The 22,258-nt window shown below is 63.0% G+C and carries 18 protein-coding genes and 3 tRNA genes; 3 read left to right on the top strand and 18 right to left on the bottom strand.

Going from position 1 to position 22,258, the window contains the following annotated elements:
- Positions 1-9 precede the first annotated feature (9 nt).
- Entirely contained in the window at positions 10-222 is a 213-nt protein-coding gene (locus AC1RUK_RS10555) for a helix-turn-helix domain-containing protein (protein WP_481835665.1), read from the top strand.
- 43 nt (positions 223-265) lie between these two features.
- Here the strand turns inward: AC1RUK_RS10555 and AC1RUK_RS10550 are convergent, their stop codons facing one another.
- The 13 genes from AC1RUK_RS10550 to tuf form a co-directional block, all read right to left on the bottom strand.
- Complete coding sequence (locus AC1RUK_RS10550; protein ID WP_481835666.1) at positions 266-931, bottom strand: O-methyltransferase; 666 nt, start codon at positions 929-931, stop codon at positions 266-268.
- A gap of 86 nt (positions 932-1,017) precedes the next feature.
- Positions 1,018-5,214 carry a DNA-directed RNA polymerase subunit beta' gene (gene rpoC, locus AC1RUK_RS10545; RefSeq protein WP_481840232.1) on the bottom strand — a complete coding sequence of 1,399 codons (4,197 nt, stop codon included), beginning with the start codon at positions 5,212-5,214 and terminating at the stop codon, positions 1,018-1,020.
- 129 nt (positions 5,215-5,343) lie between these two features.
- Positions 5,344-9,480, bottom strand: coding sequence for a DNA-directed RNA polymerase subunit beta (gene rpoB / locus AC1RUK_RS10540; protein ID WP_481835667.1), 4,137 nt, complete (start codon positions 9,478-9,480; stop codon positions 5,344-5,346).
- Between the two features lie 254 nt (positions 9,481-9,734).
- Positions 9,735-10,112: a 50S ribosomal protein L7/L12 gene (gene rplL, locus AC1RUK_RS10535; protein WP_481835668.1), complete on the bottom strand. Its 378-nt coding sequence runs from the start codon at positions 10,110-10,112 to the stop codon at positions 9,735-9,737.
- 54 nt (positions 10,113-10,166) lie between these two features.
- Positions 10,167-10,685: a 50S ribosomal protein L10 gene (rplJ, locus tag AC1RUK_RS10530; protein ID WP_192179913.1), complete on the bottom strand. Its 519-nt coding sequence runs from the start codon at positions 10,683-10,685 to the stop codon at positions 10,167-10,169.
- A 394-nt stretch (positions 10,686-11,079) separates the two neighbouring features.
- Complete coding sequence (gene rplA, locus AC1RUK_RS10525) at positions 11,080-11,778, bottom strand: 50S ribosomal protein L1 (RefSeq protein WP_006202139.1); 699 nt, start codon at positions 11,776-11,778, stop codon at positions 11,080-11,082.
- A 4-nt stretch (positions 11,779-11,782) separates the two neighbouring features.
- On the bottom strand, positions 11,783-12,211 hold the full coding sequence (rplK, locus tag AC1RUK_RS10520) for a 50S ribosomal protein L11 (protein WP_006202140.1): 429 nt from the start codon (positions 12,209-12,211) through the stop codon (positions 11,783-11,785).
- Between the two features lie 173 nt (positions 12,212-12,384).
- Positions 12,385-12,912: a transcription termination/antitermination protein NusG gene (nusG, locus tag AC1RUK_RS10515; protein ID WP_006202141.1), complete on the bottom strand. Its 528-nt coding sequence runs from the start codon at positions 12,910-12,912 to the stop codon at positions 12,385-12,387.
- 27 nt (positions 12,913-12,939) lie between these two features.
- A complete protein-coding gene (gene secE / locus AC1RUK_RS10510) occupies positions 12,940-13,143 on the bottom strand; it encodes a preprotein translocase subunit SecE (protein WP_006202142.1) in 204 nt (67 codons plus the stop codon).
- A gap of 383 nt (positions 13,144-13,526) precedes the next feature.
- Positions 13,527-13,602 (bottom strand) — tRNA-Trp (locus AC1RUK_RS10505).
- Positions 13,603-13,762: 160 nt separating this feature from the next.
- Positions 13,763-14,245 (bottom strand): group II truncated hemoglobin, encoded by a 483-nt coding sequence (locus AC1RUK_RS10500; RefSeq protein ID WP_481835669.1) that lies wholly within the window; start codon positions 14,243-14,245, stop codon positions 13,763-13,765.
- Positions 14,246-14,334: 89 nt separating this feature from the next.
- Positions 14,335-16,008: a COG3904 family protein gene (locus AC1RUK_RS10495; RefSeq protein ID WP_481835670.1), complete on the bottom strand. Its 1,674-nt coding sequence runs from the start codon at positions 16,006-16,008 to the stop codon at positions 14,335-14,337.
- Between the two features lie 169 nt (positions 16,009-16,177).
- Positions 16,178-17,353 (bottom strand): elongation factor Tu, encoded by a 1,176-nt coding sequence (gene tuf, locus AC1RUK_RS10490; RefSeq protein ID WP_006202147.1) that lies wholly within the window; start codon positions 17,351-17,353, stop codon positions 16,178-16,180.
- 283 nt (positions 17,354-17,636) lie between these two features.
- On the opposite strand from tuf, the gene AC1RUK_RS10485 reads away from it, so the two are divergent.
- A complete protein-coding gene (locus AC1RUK_RS10485; protein WP_481835671.1) occupies positions 17,637-18,524 on the top strand; it encodes a DMT family transporter in 888 nt (295 codons plus the stop codon).
- Positions 18,525-18,527: 3 nt separating this feature from the next.
- Here AC1RUK_RS10485 and AC1RUK_RS10480 read toward each other — a convergent pair whose 3' ends face one another.
- The 3 genes from AC1RUK_RS10480 to AC1RUK_RS10470 form a co-directional block, all read right to left on the bottom strand.
- A complete protein-coding gene (locus AC1RUK_RS10480; RefSeq protein WP_481835672.1) occupies positions 18,528-18,854 on the bottom strand; it encodes a hypothetical protein in 327 nt (108 codons plus the stop codon).
- A 348-nt stretch (positions 18,855-19,202) separates the two neighbouring features.
- A tRNA-Gly gene (locus AC1RUK_RS10475) sits at positions 19,203-19,276 on the bottom strand.
- Between the two features lie 27 nt (positions 19,277-19,303).
- Positions 19,304-19,388 (bottom strand) — tRNA-Tyr (locus tag AC1RUK_RS10470).
- A 211-nt stretch (positions 19,389-19,599) separates the two neighbouring features.
- Between AC1RUK_RS10470 and AC1RUK_RS10465 the strand changes: the two genes are divergently transcribed.
- On the top strand, positions 19,600-20,457 hold the full coding sequence (locus AC1RUK_RS10465; protein ID WP_481835673.1) for a TrmH family RNA methyltransferase: 858 nt from the start codon (positions 19,600-19,602) through the stop codon (positions 20,455-20,457).
- Positions 20,458-20,511: 54 nt separating this feature from the next.
- Here AC1RUK_RS10465 and AC1RUK_RS10460 read toward each other — a convergent pair whose 3' ends face one another.
- Both AC1RUK_RS10460 and hyi read right to left on the bottom strand, forming a co-directional pair.
- Positions 20,512-21,399 carry a 2-hydroxy-3-oxopropionate reductase gene (locus AC1RUK_RS10460; RefSeq protein WP_481835674.1) on the bottom strand — a complete coding sequence of 296 codons (888 nt, stop codon included), beginning with the start codon at positions 21,397-21,399 and terminating at the stop codon, positions 20,512-20,514.
- Between the two features lie 59 nt (positions 21,400-21,458).
- Positions 21,459-22,256, bottom strand: coding sequence for a hydroxypyruvate isomerase (gene hyi / locus AC1RUK_RS10455; RefSeq protein ID WP_481835675.1), 798 nt, complete (start codon positions 22,254-22,256; stop codon positions 21,459-21,461).
- Positions 22,257-22,258 lie beyond the last annotated feature (2 nt).

Below are 22,258 nucleotides of genomic sequence, written 5' to 3'. Positions count from 1 at the left end.
GATCAGCTCATGCCCATAAGGGTCAGGCTCAATGTCGTCCTCGCCGAACGCAACGTGAAGTCGAAGGACCTGGCCGAACATGTCGGCATCACCGAAGCCAACCTTTCCCTGCTGAAACAAGGCAAGGTCAAAGGCATGCGCTTCGACACGCTTGAGCGCATCTGCGACTATCTGGATTGCCAGCCGGGCGATCTGCTGCGCTACGAGAAGTCTTCAACCTGAGACCGGCCCGCCACGCTGCGATCCTTGTCTGGCGGTAACTGCCTCAATCGACGATCGCGATGGCAAAACCGTCATAGCCCTTGGCGCCAACCGTCTGGATGGCGGTGCCGTCCAGGCGCTTGTCGCCACCGATGAACGAGAACGCCGCGCGAGCCCCTTCGACATTGGCGTCGCGGCCATCCTCACTCACCACCGCGCCGTCGCGGATGACGTTGTCGCAGACGATGACGGTCCCCGGCTTGGAAAGGCGCATCGCCCAGGACAGATAGTTCGGGTTGTTCGGCTTGTCGGCGTCGATGAAGATGAGATCGAACGGCCCGGCATTCTCCGCACCCAGCGCCGCGAGCGATTGCAGCGCCGGCCCGACCCGCAGCTCCACGCGGTCCGACACCCCTGCCCGTTCGAGATTCGACCGCGCGACGCTGGCATGGTGCGGATCGAGTTCGAGCGTCACGATCTTGCCTTCAACAGGCAGCCCGCGCGCCATCCAGATGGTCGAGTAGCCGCCCAGCGTGCCGATCTCGAGAATTCTCTTCGCCCCCTGCATGCGCGCAAGCAGCGAGAGCAGCTTGCCTTGCGCAGGCGAGACGTCGATCGCCGGCAGGCCCTGATCGTGATTGGCCGCCAGAACGGCATCGAGGACGGGGTCCGGTTCAAACAGGGAGGCAACGATGTAGTCGTCGACGGCCGCCCAGCTCTTCTTGCTCATCGCCTTCTTCTCCGATGCGCGCGTGGAAACCAAAACGCGAAAAGGGGCCACTTGGGCCCCTTTTCTGCTCTTTCCTATATCCCGCCCTACTGCGCGGCGGTGACCATGTCGGTCAGCATCGGCTCGGCGACCTCGACACCCGAGGCCTTGCGGCGCTCGTCGATGATGAGCTCGTCGCGCGAGGTGGCGATGCGCCGGATCTGGCTCATCGTGCCACCGGTGCCGGCCGGGATCAGCCGGCCGACGATGACGTTTTCCTTCAGGCCCTGCAGCATGTCGGTCTTGCCGGCAACCGCTGCTTCGGTGAGCACCCTGGTCGTCTCCTGGAAGGAGGCGGCCGAGATGAAGGACGGCGTCTGCAGCGAGGCCTTGGTGATGCCCAAGAGCACCGGCTGGCCTTCGGCCGGCTTCTTGCCGTCCTCGATCAGCCGCTCGTTGACCTCTTCCAGCTCGATCACGTCGACGTGGTCGCCCGGAATGTAGGTCGAGTTGCCCTGCGTGGTGATCTCGACCTTCTGCAGCATCTGGCGAACGATCACCTCGATGTGCTTGTCGTTGATCGACACGCCCTGCAGGCGATAAACCTCCTGGATCTCGTTGACGAGGTAGGACGCAAGCGCCTCCACGCCCTTGATCGCCAGGATGTCGTGCGGCGCCGGATTGCCGTCGAGGATGTAGTCGCCCTTCTCGATGACGTCGCCGTCCTGGAGATGGAACGGCTTGCCCTTCGGGATCAGGTATTCGACCGGCTCAAGCGTCGAGTCATGCGGCTCGATGATGATGCGGCGCTTGTTCTTGTAGTCGCGGCCGAAGCGGACCGTACCATCGATCTCGGCGATGATGGCGTGGTCCTTCGGACGGCGTGCCTCGAACAATTCGGCAACACGCGGCAGACCGCCGGTGATGTCCTTGGTCTTGGCGCTTTCCATCGGGATACGCGCCAGCACGTCGCCGGGCCGGACATGCGCGCCCGGCTCGACCGAAAGGATCGCCTCGACCGAGAGCAAGAAGCGGGCATCGCCGCCCTTCGACAGCTTGCCGACCTTGCCCTTGGCGTCATGAACGACGATCGCCGGCTTGAGGTCGTTGCCGCGCGGCGTCGAACGCCAGTCGATGACCTCACGCTTGGTGATGCCAGTCGACTCGTCGGCCGTTTCCTGGACGGAAATGCCGTCGACCAGATCCTCGAACTGCACCTTGCCCTCGATTTCGGTGAGGATCGGGCGGGTATAAGGATCCCACTCGGCGATACGCTGGCCGCGCTTCACCTTGTCGCCATCGTCCACGAAGATACGCGAACCATAGGTGACGCGGTGCGTGGCGCGCTCCTTGCCGGCTTCGTCGAGGATCAGCACCGCCATGTTGCGGCCCATGACCATCTGCTGGCCGTCGGAGTTGCGCACCACGTTGCGGTTGCGGATCTCGACCTTGCCCTCATACGAGGCTTCAAGGAACGAGCTATCGACCACCTGCGCGGTACCGCCCATGTGGAAGGTACGCATGGTGAGCTGGGTGCCCGGCTCGCCGATCGACTGCGCCGCGATGACGCCGACGGCTTCGCCCTGGTTGACCGGGGTGCCGCGGGCAAGATCGCGTCCGTAGCAGACCGCGCAGACGCCGATCCTGACCTCGCAGGTCAGTGCCGAACGGATGCGGACCGACTGCACGCCGGCCTTTTCGATCTGTTCCACGTCACGCTCGTCCATCAGCGTTCCGGCCTTGACCAGAACCTCGCCCGACACCGGATGGGTGATGTCGTCGAGCGCCGTACGGCCCAGCACGCGCTGGCCGACGGAAGCGACGACCTGGCCGGCATCGACGATCGGCTGCATGGTGAGGCCCTTGTCGGTGCCGCAGTCGACCGAATTGACGATGCAGTCCTGCGCCACGTCGACCAGACGACGGGTGAGGTAACCCGAGTTCGCCGTCTTCAAGGCGGTATCTGCCAGACCCTTGCGGGCGCCGTGGGTCGAGTTGAAGTACTCGAGCACGGTCAGGCCTTCCTTGAAGTTCGAGATGATCGGCGTCTCGATGATTTCACCCGACGGCTTGGCCATCAGGCCACGCATGCCGGCAAGCTGGCGCATCTGGGTGGGCGAGCCACGCGCACCGGAGTGCGACATCATGTAGATCGAGTTCATCGGCTTCTGACGGCCGTTGTCCTCGAACTCGACCGCCTTGATGCGGGCCATCATTTCGTCGGCGACCTTTTCCGAGCACTTTGCCCAGGCGTCGACGACCTTGTTGTACTTCTCGCCCTGCGTGATCAGGCCGTCATTGTACTGCTGCTCGTACTCCTTGGCCAAAGCCTCGGTGTCGGACACCAGCTTGATCTTGGCGTCCGGGATCAGCATGTCGTCCTTGCCGAACGAAATGCCGGCGCGGCAGGCGTGGCTGAAGCCGAGAGCCATGATGCGGTCGCAGAAAATGACCGTCTCCTTCTGACCGCAATGGCGGTAGACGGTGTCGATCATCTTGGAGATGTTCTTCTTGGTCATCTCCTGGTTGGCGGTCTCGTAAGGCACGTTGACGTTCTTCGGCAGAAGCTCGCCGATGATCATGCGGCCAGGCGTGGTGTCGTGGATCTTCGACACGACCTTGCCTTCGGCGTCGACCGTGCGGAAGCGACCCTTGATCTTGGCGTGCAGCGTCACCGCCTTGGTCTCCAGCGCATGCTGGAGTTCGCCCATGTCGGCAAACACCATGCCCTCGCCCGGCTCGTTCTGGTTGACGATCGAGAGATAGTAGAGACCGAGAACCATGTCCTGCGACGGCACGATGATCGGCGCGCCGGAAGCCGGGTGCAGGATGTTGTTGGTCGACATCATCAGCACGCGGGCTTCAAGCTGCGCTTCCAGCGACAGCGGCACGTGGACGGCCATCTGGTCGCCGTCGAAGTCGGCGTTGAAGGCCGTGCAGACCAGCGGATGCAGCTGGATCGCCTTGCCTTCGATCAGGATCGGCTCGAACGCCTGGATGCCGAGACGGTGCAGCGTCGGCGCGCGGTTCAAGAGCACCGGATGCTCGCGGATGACCTCGTCGAGGATATCCCAGACTTCCGGACGCTCCTTCTCGACCAGCTTCTTGGCCTGCTTGACGGTCGAGGAGAAACCCTTGGCGTCGAGGCGGGCGTAGATGAACGGCTTGAACAGTTCGAGCGCCATCTTCTTCGGCAGGCCGCACTGGTGCAGCTTGAGCTCCGGACCGGTCACGATGACCGAGCGGCCCGAATAGTCGACTCGCTTGCCGAGCAGGTTCTGGCGGAACCGGCCCTGCTTGCCCTTCAGCATGTCGGACAGCGACTTCAGCGGACGCTTGTTAGCGCCGGTGATGACGCGGCCGCGGCGGCCGTTGTCGAACAGCGCATCGACGGCTTCCTGCAGCATGCGCTTTTCATTGCGCACGATGATGCCGGGGGCACGCAGCTCGATCAGCCGCTTCAGGCGGTTGTTGCGGTTGATGACGCGGCGATAGAGATCATTGAGGTCGGACGTCGCGAAACGGCCGCCGTCCAGCGGGACGAGCGGGCGCAGGTCCGGCGGGATCACCGGGACCACCTTCATGATCATCCATTCCGGACGGTTGCCGGACTCCATGAAGTTCTCGACGACCTTGAGCCGCTTCAGATACTTTTTCTGCTTGAGCTCGGAGGTGGTCGAAGCCAGCTCCGAACGCAGGTCGCCGGCGATCTTCTCCAGGTCCATGCCGGCCAGAAGGTCATGAATGGCCTCGGCGCCGATCATGGCGGTGAACGAATCCTCGCCATACTCGTCGACTGCGATCATGTACTCTTCCTCGCTGAGCAGCTGGTGCTCCTTCAGCGCGGTGAGGCCTGGCTCGGTGACGATGTAGTTCTCGAAGTAGAGGACGCGCTCGATGTCCTTCAGGGTCATGTCGAGCAGCGTGCCGATGCGCGACGGCAGCGACTTCAGGAACCAGATATGGGCGACGGGCGCGGCGAGCTCGATATGGCCCATGCGCTCGCGGCGAACGCGCGACAGCGTGACTTCGACGCCGCACTTCTCACAGATGACGCCCTTGTACTTCATGCGCTTGTACTTGCCGCACAGGCACTCATAGTCCTTGATCGGGCCGAAGATGCGCGCGCAGAACAGGCCGTCGCGCTCCGGCTTGAAGGTGCGGTAGTTGATGGTCTCCGGCTTCTTGATCTCGCCGAACGACCAGGACAGAATCTTCTCAGGGCTGGCGAGCGAAATCCGGATGGAATCGAACACCTGCGCCGGCGCCTGGGGATTGAAGAGATTCATGACCTCTTGGTTCATGCCGTTCTCCTTTTCGGGGTCCTCGAAAACCCCTTGCATCTAGCGCGGGCCGAATGCCCGCTGAGTGGTCGGCCCACCGGCCGAAGAATTCGATAGGCGCGCCGCGGCTTTCCGCGGCGCGCCATTGCCTTACTCGGCCGCGTCGGGCAGCCGGACAGGGTTGTCGTCGAGCTTGGTGTTCTCCAGCTCGACATTGAGGCCGAGAGACCGCATTTCCTTGACGAGAACGTTGAAGCTCTCGGGAATACCGGCCTCGAACGTGTCGTCGCCTCTGACGATCGCCTCGTAGACCTTGGTACGGCCGGCGACGTCGTCCGACTTCACGGTCAGCATCTCCTGCAGCGTGTAGGCGGCGCCGTACGCTTCGAGCGCCCAGACCTCCATTTCGCCGAAGCGCTGGCCACCGAACTGCGCCTTGCCACCCAGCGGCTGCTGGGTAACCAGCGAGTACGGTCCGATCGAACGCGCGTGGATCTTGTCGTCCACCAGGTGGTGAAGCTTGAGCATGTAGATGTAGCCCATCGTCACCTTGCGATCGAACGGCTCGCCGGTTCGTCCGTCATAGAGCTGCGACTGGCCGCTGGTGTGCAGGCCCGCCTGCTCCAGCATGATGTTGATGTCGGCCTCGTGCGCGCCGTCGAACACCGGCGTCGCGATGGAGACGCCGCGGCGCATCTGCTCGCTGAGGCGAACGACGCTCTCGTCGTCATACTCGCGGACCGGCTCGTTGCGGTCGTTGGCCGGCATGAAGCTTTCGAGCGTCTTGCGCAGCGGCTTGATGTCACCGCCCACCTTGTACGCGTCGATCAGCTCGCCGATCTTCCTGCCCATGCCAGCGCAGGCCCAGCCCAGATGCGTTTCCAGGATCTGGCCGACATTCATGCGGCTCGGCACACCCAGCGGGTTGAGCACGATATCGGCATGCGTGCCGTCCTCGAGGAAAGGCATGTCCTCGACCGGAACGATCCGCGACACGACACCCTTGTTGCCGTGCCGGCCGGCCATCTTGTCGCCGGGCTGCATCTTGCGCTTCACGGCCACGAAGACCTTGACCATCTTCATGACGCCCGGAGGCATTTCGTCGCCGCGCTGCACCTTCTCGACCTTGTCCATAAAGCGCTGCTCGAGCGCCTTCTTGGAATCGTCGTACTGGCCGCGCAGCGCTTCCAGTTCGCTCTGAAGCTTTTCGTTCTCCACCGCGAACTGCCACCACTGCGAACGCGGATACTCGTCGAGCGTATCCTTCGACAGCTTGGAGCCCTTCTTGAAGCCCTTCGGCCCGGCAATCGCATCCTTGCCGACAAGCATGTCGGACAGGCGCGAATAGACGTTGCGGTCGAGGATCGCCTGCTCGTCGTCGCGGTCCTTGGCCAGGCGCTCGATCTCCTCGCGCTCGATCGCCATGGCGCGTTCGTCCTTCTCGACGCCGTGGCGGTTGAAGACGCGAACTTCGACGACGGTGCCGAAGGTACCCGGAGGCATGCGCATGGAGGTGTCGCGAACGTCCGAGGCCTTTTCGCCGAAGATGGCGCGCAGGAGCTTTTCCTCCGGCGTCATCGGGCTTTCGCCCTTCGGCGTGATCTTACCGACCAGGATGTCGCCCGGCTGCACTTCCGCGCCGATATAGACGATGCCGGCCTCGTCGAGGTTCTTCAGCGCTTCTTCCGAGACGTTCGGAATGTCGCGCGTGATTTCCTCCGGCCCGAGCTTGGTGTCGCGCGCCATGACCTCGAACTCCTCGATGTGGATCGAGGTGAAGACGTCATCGGCGACGATGCGCTCGGAAAGCAGGATCGAGTCCTCGTAGTTGTAGCCGTTCCACGGCATGAACGCGACCAGCACGTTGCGGCCGAGCGCCAAATCGCCGAGTTCGGTCGACGGACCGTCGGCGATGATGTCGCCCTTGTTGACGCGGTCGCCCATGCGCACCAGCGGACGCTGGTTGATGCAGGTGTTCTGGTTCGAACGCTGGAACTTCATCAGCCGGTAGATGTCGACGCCGGACTTGCCGGGATCGAGATCTTCCGTGGCGCGGATGACGATACGCGTCGCGTCCACCTGGTCGACGATGCCGCCGCGGCGGGCACCGATGGCGGCGCCCGAGTCACGGGCAACGATCGGCTCCATGCCGGTGCCGACGAACGGCGCCTCGGCGCGCACCAGCGGCACGGCCTGACGCTGCATGTTCGAGCCCATCAGCGCGCGGTTGGCGTCGTCGTTCTCGAGGAACGGGATCAGCGCAGCCGCCACCGACACCATCTGCTTCGGCGACACGTCCATCAGGTCGACGTTCTCGCGCGGCGCCATCATCACTTCGCCGGCGTTACGGCAAATGACGAACTCGTCGACGAAACCGCCATTCTTGTCGAGCTCGGCGTTGGCCTGCGCGACATGGTGCTTGGCCTCTTCCATCGCCGACAGATACACGACCTCATTGGTCAGCTTGCCGCTGACGATCTTGCGGTACGGGCTCTCGATGAAGCCGTACTTGTTGACGCGGGCGAAGGTCGCCAGCGAGTTGATCAGGCCGATATTCGGGCCTTCCGGCGTCTCGATCGGGCAGATGCGGCCGTAATGCGTCGGGTGCACGTCGCGCACCTCGAAGCCGGCGCGCTCGCGGGTCAGACCGCCCGGTCCAAGCGCCGAGAGACGACGCTTGTGGGTGATCTCCGACAGCGGGTTGGTCTGGTCCATGAACTGCGACAGCTGCGAGGAACCGAAGAACTCGCGCACGGCGGCCGCCGCCGGCTTGGCGTTGATCAGATCCTGCGGCATCACCGTGTCGATCTCGATCGAGGACATGCGTTCCTTGATCGCGCGCTCCATGCGCAGCAGGCCGACGCGGTACTGGTTCTCCATCAGCTCGCCGACCGAGCGCACGCGGCGGTTGCCGAGATTGTCGATGTCGTCGATCTCGCCCTTGCCGTCGCGCAGTTCGACCAGCGTCTTGACCACGGCCAGGATGTCGTCCTTGCGCAGCACGCGCACGGTGTCCTCGGCCTTGAGCTCGAGGCGCATATTCATCTTGACGCGGCCGACGGCCGACAAATCATAGCGCTCGCTGTCGAAGAACAGCGAGTTGAACATGGCTTCGGCGGTCTCGAGCGTCGGCGGCTCGCCCGGGCGCATGACACGGTAGATGTCGAACAGCGCGTCCTGGCGGCTCTCGTTCTTGTCGACGTTGAGCGTGTTGCGGATATAGGCGCCGACATTGACGTGGTCGATGTCGAGAACCTGGATCTCATGCTCGCCGGTGCCGAGCAGCACCTTCAGCGTCTTGTCGTCAATCTCGTCGCCGGCCTCGAGGAAGATCTCGCCGGTGCCGTAGTTGACGATGTCCTCGGCCAGATAGTTGCCGAGCAGGTCCTCGTCGGTCGCCTTGATCGCCTTGAGGCCCTTTTCGCCAAGCGCCCTGGCCTGGCGGGCGGTGATCTTCTTGCCTTGCTCGACGACGATCTCGCCGGTGTCGGCATCGACGAGGTCGCCGACGGCCTTGAGGCCGCGGAAACGCTCGACGTTGAACGGAATACGCCAATGGTCGCCGGCGCGCTTGTAGGTGATCTTGTTGTAGAAGGTCGACAGGATCTCTTCGCCGTCCATGCCGAGTGCCATCAGCAGCGACGTCACCGGGATCTTGCGGCGGCGGTCGATGCGGGCGTGCACGACGTCCTTGCTATCGAACTCGATGTCGAGCCACGAACCACGATAGGGGATGACGCGCGCGGCAAACAGAAGCTTGCCCGACGAGTGCGACTTGCCCTTGTCATGGTCGAAGAAGACGCCCGGCGAACGGTGCATCTGCGAGACGATGACGCGCTCGGTGCCGTTGACGATGAAGGTGCCGTTCAAGGTCATGAGCGGCATGTCGCCCATGTAGACGTCCTGCTCCTTGATGTCCTTGATCGACTTCGCACCGGTATCCTCGTCGATATCGAACACGATGAGGCGCAGCGTCACCTTCAGCGGCGCGGCATAGGTCAGGTCGCGCTGACGGCATTCGTCAACGTCGAATTTCGGTCCTTCGAACTCGTACTTCACGAACTCCAACATCGAGGAGCCGGAAAAATCGGAAATCGGAAAGACCGACTTGAAAACGGCCTGCAGTCCCTCGTCCGGACGCCCGCCCTTGGGCTCGTCCACCATCAGGAACTGGTCATAGGATGCCTTTTGAACCTCGATCAGGTTCGGCATCTCCGCAACTTCCGGGATCTTTCCGAAGAACTTGCGTACGCGTCTGCGGCCATTGAAAGTCTGGGTCTGGGCCATCGTCGCTCCTTAGCTCTAAACTCGGGACGAGCCTCGCCGCGGCTCGCCTTGCAATTCCGGGCCGCCTCGGCGGCAGCCCCTGTCTGTTGTCCCGCCACCTGTCGGCGGCCGGCTAGAACGGGAGAAAACCCGTTTCCTGAAGGCCATTTCCAGGGCCCTCAGGAAAGAGGTTCTCATACGTCTCGCGTTACACAGCCTCCCTTGACGCCAAGGGAGTGGCGGACGGCGCGAGGCCGCCCGCCGGTATTCAACGCTTACTTCAGGTCGACCTTGGCGCCGGCTGCTTCCAGCTGGGCCTTGAACTTCTCCGCGTCGGCCTTGGAAACGCCTTCCTTGACCGGCTTCGGAGCCGCCTCGACCAGGTCCTTGGCTTCCTTGAGGCCAAGACCGGTGATGGCGCGAACTTCCTTGATGACGTTGATCTTCTGGGCGCCTGCCTCGGTGAGGACGACGTCGAATTCCGTCTTTTCCTCAACCGGAGCAGCAGCGGCGGCAGCACCGCCGGCAGCGGCAACCGCAACCGGAGCAGCAGCCGAGACGCCCCACTTTTCTTCCAGAAGCTTCGACAGCTCGGCCGCCTCGAGGACGGTCAGCTTCGAAAGGTCGTCTACGATCTTTGCGAGATCAGCCATTGTTGTATTCCTTCATAAGGTTCGAACGTGTGTTTGTGATAGCGAGGAACGGCCTCATGCCGCCTCGTCCTTCCGGGCGTAAGCGCCGATGACACGCGCGACCGAAGCCGCGGGCGCATTGACGATCTGGGCGATCCGGGTTGCCGGCGTGGCGATCATGCCAACCAGCCTGGCGCGCAGCTCGTCGAGCGACGGAAGTGTGGCGAGTGCCTTCACACCGTCGGCGTTGAGCGAGGTGGTGCCCATTGCACCGCCGAGAATGATCAATTTGTCATTCCCCTTGGCGAAATCGGACGCGACCTTCGGCGCCGCAATCGGATCCTCCGAATAGGCGATCAGCGTCTGTCCCTTGAACAGGTCGATGATCGATGCGGAGTCCGTGCCCTGAAGAGCGATTTTGGCGAGACGGTTCTTCGCGACTTTGACGGTGCCACCGGCGGCGCGCATTTTCGACCGAAGGTCGTTCATTTGCGCGACGGTGATACCGGCGTAGTGGGCCACGACGACTGAACCAGCGCTCGTAAACGCATCATTCAGGCCCGTGACGAGTTCGCGTTTTTCCGCTCTGTCCACTGCCTATCTCCAGTTGACCCCAATCCTGTTAACGGGAACATTCCCATTGACGAGGACAGGCGTCGGGTTGCCTTTTGCCGGCCGGGCCATCCAGTAACGGATCTCCCGAACGACGCTCGAGGATCCTGCCCCCTTTCGCCACACCGGCCGGCAAGCCGGACGATGCGCAGACAAAAGGCAAACACGGTTCGAACCTTTCATTGGAGCAATCGCTCCGTTGTCGGGTCTTCACCCGTCTCATGCAGGCCCACATGAATTAAGGCGTTTGGGCCGCCTGCAATCTCGGACAGGATGTCCGGAAGCCTCTCGACTTCCGGTACCGGGCCGCCGACAGGTCGGAGGCCCGGAATTCTTTTCGGATCAGCTCTTTAGCGGCCGATCAGGATAATTCGTTTCAGGACGCTGCGAGCGTCGAGACGTCGAGCTTGAGGCCCGGGCCCATCGTCGAGGTGACCGACACCTTCTTGACGTAGTTGCCCTTGGCGCCAGTCGGCTTGGCCTTGGTCACCGCATCGGCGAAGGCCCGCACATTCTCTTCCAGCGCCTTGACGTCGAACGAGACCTTGCCGACGCCGGCCTGGACGATGCCGGCCTTCTCGACGCGGAACTCGACCGCACCACCCTTCGACGCCTTGACGGCGGCGGCGACATCGGTGGTCACGGTGCCGACCTTCGGGTTCGGCATCATGCCGCGCGGGCCGAGCACCTTACCGAGACGGCCGACCAGCGGCATCATGTCCGGCGTGGCGATGCAGCGATCGAAGTCGATCGTGCCCTTCTGGACGATCTCGACCAGATCCTCGGCACCTACGACATCGGCGCCGGCGGCCTTGGCTTCCTCGGCCTTGTCACCGCGTGCGAACACGGCGACGCGGACCGAGCGGCCGGTGCCGTTCGGCAAATTGACCACGCCACGGACCATCTGGTCGGCATGGCGCGGGTCGACGCCGAGGTTCATCGCGACTTCGATGGTCTCGTCGAACTTCACCGAAGACCGCTCCTTGAGCAGCTTCAGCGCCTCACCCAGGGCGTAAGCCTTGTTGGGGTCGATGCCTTCGCGGGTCTTCGATACACGCTTTGCAATCTTTGCCATGATCTCAGCCCACCACTTCCAGGCCCATCGAACGGGCGGAGCCTTCGACCATGCGCATGGCGGCTTCGACGTCGTTCGCGTTCAGGTCCTTCATCTTCTGCTCGGCGATGGCGCGCACCTTGTCGCGGCCGATCGTGCCGGCCTTGACCTTGCCCGGCTCCTTCGAGCCCGACTTCAGGTTCGCGGCCTTCTTCAGGAAGTAGCTCACCGGCGGCGTCTTCATGACGAAGGTGAACGACTTGTCCTGGTAGTAGGTGATGACGACCGGGATCGGCGATCCCTTTTCCATTTCCTGGGTCTGCGCGTTGAACGCCTTGCAGAACTCCATGATGTTGATGCCGCGCTGACCAAGCGCCGGGCCGATCGGGGGCGACGGCGTAGCCGAGCCCGCGGCAACCTGGAGCTTGAGCTGGCCTGCAACTTTCTTAGCCATCTCTCTTCCTGCCTTTCCTCATGCCGGCCCCACTATCAGGGAACACCGGCGGTTGCAGTCTGGTGGTGCGGTTCCCGCGGCCGGCTAAGCCCACGTTCGCCTCCCACCCGTTCATGGCCGCGCGAAATTCCGCGCCGCCTCCCTTGCCGCCGTCAGGCGCCAAGGATTTCGGATCAGCCCTTTTCGACCTGTCCGAATTCCAGATCGACAGGCACGGCGCGCCCGAAGATCGAAACTTCCACCTTGAGCCGCGCCCGCTCCTCGTCCACTTCCTGGACGAAACCATTGAACGACGCGAACGGGCCGTCCGAAACGCGGATCGCTTCGCCGATCTCGAAAGTGACCGAGGGCTTCGGCCGCTCGACGCCTTCCTGCACCTGGTTCAGGATGCGCTGCGCCTCGGTCTCGGTAATCGGAACCGGCTTGGAGTCACCGAGGAAACCGGTGACCTTCGGCGTGTTCTTGACCAGCGAAAACACCGCGTCGGTCAGGTTGGCCTTGAGCAGCACATAGCCCGGGAAGAACTTGCGCTCGGCATCGACCTTGCGGCCGCGACGGATCTCGACGACCTTCTCGGTCGGCACCACGATCTGCTCGATATCCGCGGACAGGCCCTTCTGCTTGGCCTTGTTCTCGATGTCCTCGGCGACCTTTTTTTCAAAGTTCGAATAGGCGTGGACGATGTACCAGCGCGCAGTCATTTCACGACTTCTCCGTAATCGCCGGACTTAACGTCCAAGCCCCAGAATCCACTCGATCGCGTAGCCCATGGCCACGTCGGCGGTGAAGAAAAAGATCATCGCGATGACCGCGAACACCAGCACCATCACCGTCGAGATCATCGTTTCGCGCCGCGACGGCCAAGTCACCTTGGCGGTCTCCGCGCGAACCTGCTGGAGGAAGGTGAATGGATTTGTGGTTTTCGAAGCCATATGCCGCTCTGTCTTCAAGACCCGTTGGCCGGGTCTCCTGGATGATCCCGCAGGCCGGGACGTGCCGCCTGGACTTCATGTCGGCGCCGAATCAGCGCAACCATTTCGCCCATGCAAATCGGACGCGTAAAGCCGGCTTCCCAGCTCCACGCGTCGCGTGTCTGTTTCGTCTACATAAAACCGATTCTTGATCCACGCAAGTGGCAAGTGTCCGCTTTATGGCCAAACGCCGCATCGGAACCATCCAGTCGTTCCGTCCCGGCTATAAGCGCCTTATGCCCCAATCGCGCTAATATGGCAAGCCCGCCGCCAGTTTTCAAATGCGGAGGGCGCGCCAAGACATCAAACAAGACCAGGACGTCGAATTTGGCCATTTCGGGAAATGGCACGGGCAGCAGGGCTCGAACCTACGACCTGCGGTTTTGGAGACCGCCGCTCTACCAACTGAGCTATGCCCGTATCCGTGCGCATGTCGGCGCAGCAGGCGCTTCCTAAAAGCTTCCGCGCGCGCTGTAAAGAGCCGTGTGATGTCGTTTCATACCCTTCGCCAGAAATCGCGACAAGTCGGCAAGCAGCCCTTCCCTGTCGACCTGCAGGATCCGGACTCTTATCAATGCGCTCAGCCTCCGCCCGGCGGCTTGTACGGCCCGCCGGGCACGCCCCAGCCCCAGGCGGGCATCGGCTCGGTCTGCGGATCGCAGGTCTCGCCGAGGTTGGAATTCATCTTCGCCAGCCGTGACCCCCATTCTACATAGCCCATGAAGGCGGAGCGGAATTCAGGATCGTCCGGCAGGCCGACTTCGTCCGCGGCATCGGCCAGCAGGTTGATCCAGCGGCGGCGCTGCTCTTCGCTCAGATGCTTGCCGAGATGATGCATCACCATCTCGCGATGGCCGCCATGCTCTTCGCTGTAGGTCTTGGGTCCACCGAAAACCTCACCGATGAAAGCCGCGACATGGGCCGGATGATCCGGCGACATGTGTTTGAACACCGGACCGACGACCGGGTCGCGCCCCACCTTGTCGTAAAAAATCTGCGTCAGCCGGTTCAGCGCCTCCGCGCCGCCGGCCCATTCGAACAATGTCGGGACGTCCTCGCTCATATCGATCCTCGCCTTTCGATTGGCGTCGACGATAGCGGAAACATCGAGCAGGGCTCAACCTGCCTCGATGGCCAGTCCGGATCGGCGCGCTACAGGCGGGCGGGCGCGTCGGCCTGGGCGTTGGGCGCCGGCACCATGCGGCAGTTGTCAGGTTTCGGCGACGCTTTGCAGATCGTGGCGCCGGTCAGCGCGTCCACCGATTGGGGCCCGGTCGTCAGCCCGACCTTCAGGATCATGTCGGGTTCGAGCTGCCTGTGGCTTGAAGACAAAACGGACTGCATCGTCGAGAACAGACCGGAGCCGATCGACATCTCCTCAAGGTAGCCCTTGACCTTCCGCTCCAGCCCCATCGAATGCACGCTGAGCCGTGCCTGGGAACCGACAAGCCGTCTGACGCCACCGGCAAGCATGAGCACGCAAGCCGAATCGCACTCGCCTCGGGTGTCGATGGTCAGCCCGGCATGGACGCCGTCTTCGGCCGCGCAATCCGCCTCTCCCGGTTCGCAGCCAACGAATTCGGTGCGGGCAACGGCGACGTCGAGCTTTCGTTCGCGGATCAGCCGTCCCGCCGCCAGCGCGCCGAGCACGTCGCCACCGGGCGAGCTGATCACCACGGGCAATCGCCGACCGCCAAGCGTGTCGAGCAGCTGGCGCAGCCTCTCCGGCGTCCGGGCCGTAATCGTGCCTTCCGCCGAAATCCATTCCGGGCAGTCAGGGTCACAAAGCAGATTGCTGCCGCGAACGACGACAAAGCGCATATCCTCATCGCGCTGCGCGATCTCGGGTTGGGCCGGGGTGACCTCGGCAGGTTCGGACCCGGCCGTCGGGGCCTCGACCGTCGACATCGCCGGTTTGTTCGCCGGTATCTCCCGGCAATTCGCGGGCAGCGGATTGGCGCGGCATATGGTTCCCGCAGTGAACAGGTCGACGGAATCCGGGCTGGTGACGAGGTTCATCCGCAGCATGTTTTCCGGGACCAGCTGGTGGATGCCGCTGGCGGGCGTGTTCTTCATCGTTTCGAGCACGCCCTGGCCGACGCCCATCTCCTTCAGATAGGCCGCCAGCCTCTTCTCGACCGCCTTGCTCATCTCGTAGGTCTTGTAGCTGCCGGCGTTCTTTCGGCTGACGACCTTGGTGTTGATGACCTTCTTCTTGCCCTTCACCACGCGATAGGTGGTCCGGTAGAGCAATTTCGTCTTGACGTAGGTGGTCGTGATCTGGTGGACGCCGAGAGAGGCCCATTGCCCGACCACACGGCGGACCCCGCCGGAAAACATCAGCGGACAGGCGGAATTGCAAATGGAGCCGTCGGCATAGGCGGTGCCGAAATAGCGGGCGCCCCTGCCGTCATTGTCGGTGCAGTCCTTCTCATCCGGCAGGCAGCCATCGAACCGGGTCTTGCCGACTGCGATATCGAGCTTGTTCTTGCGGATCAGCCGGCCAAGCGCCAGCGCCGCATCGACATTGCCGCCGGGAGAATCGACGATAACAGGCAGCTTGCGGCCGCCAAGCTTCTTGAGCGCGCGCTTGAACAGCGCCGGCGTGCCGGCTTCGATCGTGCCTTCCGCCGAGATCCATTCGGGACAGGTCGGCTCGCAACCCGGCGCATTGCTGCGCACGACAACAAACCGCATCGGCGGGCCAAGATCGGATTCTCTCGCATCCGCCGCTAACGCGGCATGCCCCATGACAAACAGAGACACCAGGCAAACCAGCCCCAGCGACCACCACGCCTGATTGTTCAAACGATGCCCTGGAACCACTTGCCGGCAAGCTCCCCAATGCAACCTATACTAGTTGCGGCGGCGGCGCTTGCAACAGCTTTGAAACAACACGGATAATCGGCGACCGGCCGGCGACACGTCGGTACAAAAAAGGGCGGCCCCGAGGACCGCCCTTTCCATTCGAAACTCCGGCTAAGGCCGGCGTCGATTACTCTTTGATGGTGACGACGATGCCGGCACCGACGGTGCGGCCGCCTTCACGGATGGCGAAGCGCAGCTTCTCTTCCATGGCGATCGGCACGATCAGCTCGACGTCGACCGTGATGTTGTCGCCGGGCATCACCATCTCGGTGCCTTCCGGCAGCGACACGATGCCGGTCACGTCCGTCGTGCGGAAGTAGAACTGCGGACGGTAGTTGGTGAAGAACGGCGTGTGACGGCCACCCTCGTCCTTGGTCAGGATGTAGGCTTCGGCCACGAACTTCTTGTGCGGCTTCACCGTGCCCGGCTTGGCCAGAACCTGGCCGCGCTCGACGCCTTCACGGTCAACGCCGCGCAGCAGCGCGCCGATGTTGTCGCCAGCCTGGCCCTGGTCGAGCAGCTTGCGGAACATCTCGACGCCCGTGCAGGTCGTCTTGGTGGTCGGACGGATGCCGACGATCTCCAGTTCCTCGCCGACCTTGACCACGCCGCGCTCGACGCGGCCGGTGACGACCGTGCCGCGGCCCGAGATCGAGAACACGTCTTCGATCGGCATCAGGAACGGCTTGTCCAGCGGACGGACCGGCGTCGGGATGTAGGCGTCGACCTGAGCCATCAGCTCGCGGATCGCGTCCTCGCCGATCGTCTTGTCCGAATCTTCCAGAGCGGCCAGCGCCGAACCCTTGACGATCGGAATGTCGTCGCCGGGGAATTCGTTCTTGGTCAGCAGTTCGCGAACCTCGAGCTCGACCAGTTCGAGCAGCTCGGCGTCGTCGACCTGGTCGACCTTGTTCAGGAACACAACGATCGACGGCACGCCGACCTGGCGGGCCAGCAGGATGTGCTCGCGGGTCTGCGGCATCGGGCCGTCGGCGGCCGACACGACCAGGATCGCGCCGTCCATCTGCGCAGCACCGGTGATCATGTTCTTCACATAGTCGGCGTGGCCGGGGCAGTCGACGTGGGCGTAGTGGCGGTTGGCCGTCTCGTATTCGACGTGCGCCGTCGAGATGGTGATGCCGCGGGCCTTCTCTTCCGGCGCCGCATCGATCTGGTCGTAGCGCTTGTATTCGCCAAAATACTTCGTGATCGCCGCCGTCAGCGACGTCTTGCCATGATCGACGTGGCCGATCGTGCCGATGTTCACATGAGGCTTAGTGCGCTCGAATTTACCTTTTGCCATAGTCTCTTTCCTTGGACGGCCTGGACCTTCAGTTCAGTCGAATGCGGGGCGATTAGCGACTACGGCTGAAAAACACAAGTGCCTTGTGGCTGAGCGCTCTCTCAGTCGATCCGAACCTGCGATCCGATTTTCGGGGGACAAGGCGCCGATATAGGAACGCCAGCCGGGAAATGAAATAGGCAGGAGCCGAGCCCGTCGGAGGCGCAATCCCCCTGCCCTTGCCGGATTCACGGCGCCAGCCTGGCCCATTGCCGCCACGGCATCGCTCTGATTTGTTCGGCCGATGCAGTTCATTCCCACAAACATTCGCGGCCCGCTGTTCATGATCGTTGCCACCGGGTTCTACCTGGTCAACGACACAATGATGAAGCTCGCGACGTCGGGGCTGCCGTCCTACGAGGTGCTGTTCCTGCGCGGCATGGCCGCCGCCTTGTGGGGGATGCCGCTGTTGCTGCTGCTCGGCTATGGCAAGCAGGTGCCGTTGATCCTCGACAGAAGAGTGTTGCGCAGAAACCTCCTCGAGCTAGCGGCGATCCTTTGCTACGTGGTGGCGCTGGCCAACATGCAGATCGCCGATGCCACCGCGCTCGGGCAGATCACGCCGCTGCTGATGCTGGTCGGCTCCTCGATCCTGTTCGGCGAACGGATCGGCGGCGCGCGCATGGCGCTGATCGGGCTCGGCTTCATCGGCGCGGTGATGGTGGCGCAGCCGACGATGCAAGGGATATCGGTCTATGCCTTGCTGGCGCTCGGCAATGCGGCGCTGTCGGCCGCACGCGATCTCGCCGGCCGCAAGGTCGGCGCCGACGTGCCGGGGATGGTCGTCGCCATGTCCGCGGTCCTGGTGGTGCTGGTCGGCGCCGGCGCAGCACATCTGGCTTCCGAGCCATGGGTGATGCCCGAGGCCCGTCACCTGGCGCTGATCGCAGGCGCCGGTTTCTTCCTGATCTTCGGCCATTTCTTCATCTTCATGGCCTACCGCGTCGGGCCGACGAGCGCGGTCGCGCCGTTCTACTATTGCTTCACCGTCTGGGCGGTCATCTCGGGCCTGCTGGTGTTCGGGCAGTTTCCGAACACACTTGCCGTCTGCGGCATCCTGCTGGTGGTGGCAAGCGGCCTCGCCATCGTATCGCTCGACGAGCGCAAGCGCCGGCTGACCGTCGTCGCTTGATCTCTAGACTAAGCCGCGTTCGACCAGCGGTCGCTTGGACATGAAGTGCAGGAAGTTGCGCGGCGTTCTGGGGAAAATGAGGCGACCGTCGCGCCCGGCTGCCGGATCGCCGTAGACATGCAGCGTCGAGGGCTCGCCGGCATCGCCTTCAGGAATGCCTCCCCATCTGCCTGGGTCGTAATAGTCGACCAGAAAGCCATAGTCGTAGCGGCAGTCGGGAAAATCAATGTCCTTCCCGCCAAGTGCAATCAACGCATATTTGACGCTGCTGCTGCCGCTTTTCGGGATCGGATAGTAGGTGAGCGCGAGCTCTTTCGATTCAATCGCCATTGCCGGTCCCCCTGCATCTGTTTGCACCCAGTGGCCGACCCGAGGCCTGCAATGATACCGCCAATCGCGGCGGCGTCGCGCAGCCTCTACAGGCGAGGGCTAGACCTGCCAAGTGCAGGGGGATGCTTTTCAAGCGGCGGCTGGAAGAGCCAAGGGCTCGCCGCCGGTCTCGACGCGCAAGATGGCTGGTCATACCACGACCAAGACCACGCAGGGCTATGTCCGCAACGGCGACCTCGACAACAATCGCAAGGTCGCCGACGCGAGGGCCAAACTGCGGTCGTGACACGGCCGTGACACGGCGCATTTTTAAGGAAATGATTCTAATAGTGATTTCAACAGCATGCTTGGAGCGGGTAGCGGGAATCGAACCCGCATATTCAGCTTGGAAGGCTGCTGCTCTACCACTGAGCTATACCCGCATCGTCTCAAGGCTCACGGGCTGGCAGTGGTGGAGAGGGTTGGATTCGAACCAACGTAGGCTAAGCCAACGGATTTACAGTCCGTCCCCTTTAACCACTCGGGCACCTCTCCAGCCTGCCGTCGAAGCCTTGCAACGAGGCATTCTCGCCGATCAGGTCGAAACCTAGGTCTTGTCCGAAATCAGCGAAGCGCCTTATGGCGGCAAGGCCAGTGGGTGTCAACCGCAACCTCTCGGCAAAATGCGCTGAATTTGACAGCCTGCCCGGCAAGCCGGTTTTCTGCCAGTATCCATGGCACGGCGACACGGCTATAGAAGCCGGCTATGAGCAACGACAACAAGCCCAAGACCCCGAAAGACACCCATTACGCCAAGCTGCGCCGCGCCCACCGCGACGAGAAGGCAGGTGGCGCCCCGGCCTTCCGGCCGCGCCAGCCGGTGCCGCCCGGCGAGAACGCGGCCGACGGTCTGGTCAGGATCTACGGCCTGCATACGGTGCGGGCGGCCCTCGACAACCCGCGACGCAAGATCAGAAGGATGCTGGTGACGCGCAACGCCGCTGAGCGGCTGGCGATCGCCGATCTCGCCGCCCTGCCGTTCAAGGCCGAACTGGTCGAACCGAAGGAGATCGACAGGGTCACCGGTTCGGACGCCGTGCATCAGGGCGTGCTGATCGAGGCCGAGCCACTGAAGCCGAAGCGTCTCGACGCGCTTGGCGACACAAAACTGGTGCTCGTGCTCGACCAGGTCACCGACCCGCACAATGTCGGCGCGATCCTGCGCTCGGCGGTCGCCTTCGGCGCCGGCGCGCTGATCACCACGGCGCGCCACAGCCCGCAGGAATCGGGCGTGCTGGCGAAATCTGCCTCCGGCGCGCTTGAGCACATCGACCAGATCGAAGTGAAGAACCTCGCCGACGCGCTGGGACAACTGCACGAAGCCGGCTTCCGGACCATCGGCCTCGATTCGGACGGACCGGCGGAACTCGAAAAGACCTTTGCTGGCGACAAGATCGCGCTGGTGCTGGGCGCCGAAGGCAAGGGCCTGCGCCAGAAGACGCGCGAGACGGTGACGACGCTGGCCCGCCTCGACATGCCGGGCGCCATCCGCTCGCTCAATGTGTCGAACGCAGCCGCGGTCAGCCTTTATGCGGCGAGGAAGTTCTTAGCGAATGGTGAGTAGTGAGTAGTGAGTAGTGAAAATAGCGACTACTCACCACTCACCATTCACCATTCACTACTCACTAACGTCATGCCCCGCCATCCGCTCCAGCGCCCTGACCAGTGCCGAATGGTCTTCCTTCGCCCCGCCATTGGCCGCGCAGGAGTTGAACAGCTGCTGCGTCGTAGAAGTGTTGGGCAGAGCCACGCCGAGCGCCTTGGCGCCTTCCAGCGCGAGGTTGAGATCCTTCTGGTGCAGTTCGATCCGAAAACCTGGCGCGAAGGTGCGCTTGACCATGCGCTCGCCATGCACTTCGAGGATGCGCGAGGCCGCCAGCCCGCCCATCAGCGCCTGCCTGACCTTGGCCGGGTCGGCGCCGGCTTTTGATGCAAAAACAAGCGCTTCGGCGACGGCTTCAATGGTCAGCGCGACAACGATCTGGTTGGCGACCTTGGTCGTCTGCCCCACACCGTTCGGCCCGACCAAGGTGATGTTCTTGCCCATCTTTTCGAACACGGGTTTCGCGCGCTCGAAGGCCTTGTCCTCGCCACCAACCATGATGGTCAGCGAGGCCGCCTTGGCGCCAACCTCGCCACCCGACACCGGCGCGTCGAGATAGTCGCAGCCGAGATCGTTGATCTTCTTGGCAAACGCCTTGGTCTCGATCGGCGAGATCGAGCTCATGTCGATGACCAGCTTGCCCTTGCTCAGGCCGGATGCAACGCCGTTGTCGCCGAACAGCACATCGGCCACCTGCGGCGTATCGGGAACCATCAGGATGACGATGTCGACCTCTTTCGCCACGGCGTCATGGCCGGTGACGGTTTTCAGCCCCTTGTTGACGAGATCGGCCTGCGGCTTCGAGCGATGGTCGCTGGCGATGACTTTGTAGCCGGCATCCAAGAGGTGCCCCGCCATCGGTGCGCCCATGATGCCGAGGCCGATGAAGCCTATGGTTTCCATTTTTCGTCTCCGTATTTTGCCAGAGGGCGGCGCGAAGGAACGCGGCTCAATTGCAACCGCTACGCCGCCGCGCTCCCCTGCCCAGCCAGATCGCGAAACCACGCCAGCCCAGCCTCGGTCCCGGCCTTCGGCTTGTATTCGGCGCCGATCCAGCCGGAATAGCCGATGCGGTCGATATGCTCGTAGAGGAAGGGATAGTTGATCTCGCCCGTCCCCGGCTCGTGACGGCCGGGATTGTCCGCAAGCTGGATATGCGCGATGCGGCCAAGGTTTGCCTCGATGGTACGGGCGAGATCCCCCTCCATGATCTGCATGTGATAGATGTCGTATTGCAGGAACAGGTTCTTCGAGCCGATGCGTTCGATCAGCGCCAGCGCCTGGTCGGAATTGGTGAGGAAGAAGCCGGGAATATCGCGCGTATTGATCGGCTCGATCAGCAGCCGGATGCCGGCCTGCTCCAGCTTCTCGGCCGCGAAGGCCAGATTCTCGGCAAAGACGTTCTCCAGCACGGAGCGATCCGCACCTTGCGGCGCGATGCCGGCGAGGCAGTTGATCTGCTCGCAGCCGAGCGCATGGGCATAGCTGATCGCCTTGGCGACGCCCTGGCGGAACTCCGGCACACGATCCGGCAGCACGGCGATGCCGCGCTCGCCCTTGCCCCAGTCGCCGGCCGGCAGGTTGAACAGCACCTGCGTCAGGCCGTTCTTCTTCAGCCGCGCGGCAACCACCTCGGGCGCATGGTCATACGGGCCGATATATTCGACGCCCTTGAAGCCGGCGCGGGCGGCCGCATCGAGGCGGTCGAGGAAATCATGCTCGCCAAAGAGCATCGACAGATTGGCTGAAAAACGCGGCATTC

Source organism: Mesorhizobium monacense, from assembly GCF_056781675.1.
Note: the sequence above shows the minus strand (reverse complement) of the source record. Positions and strands in the feature narration are given on the sequence as shown.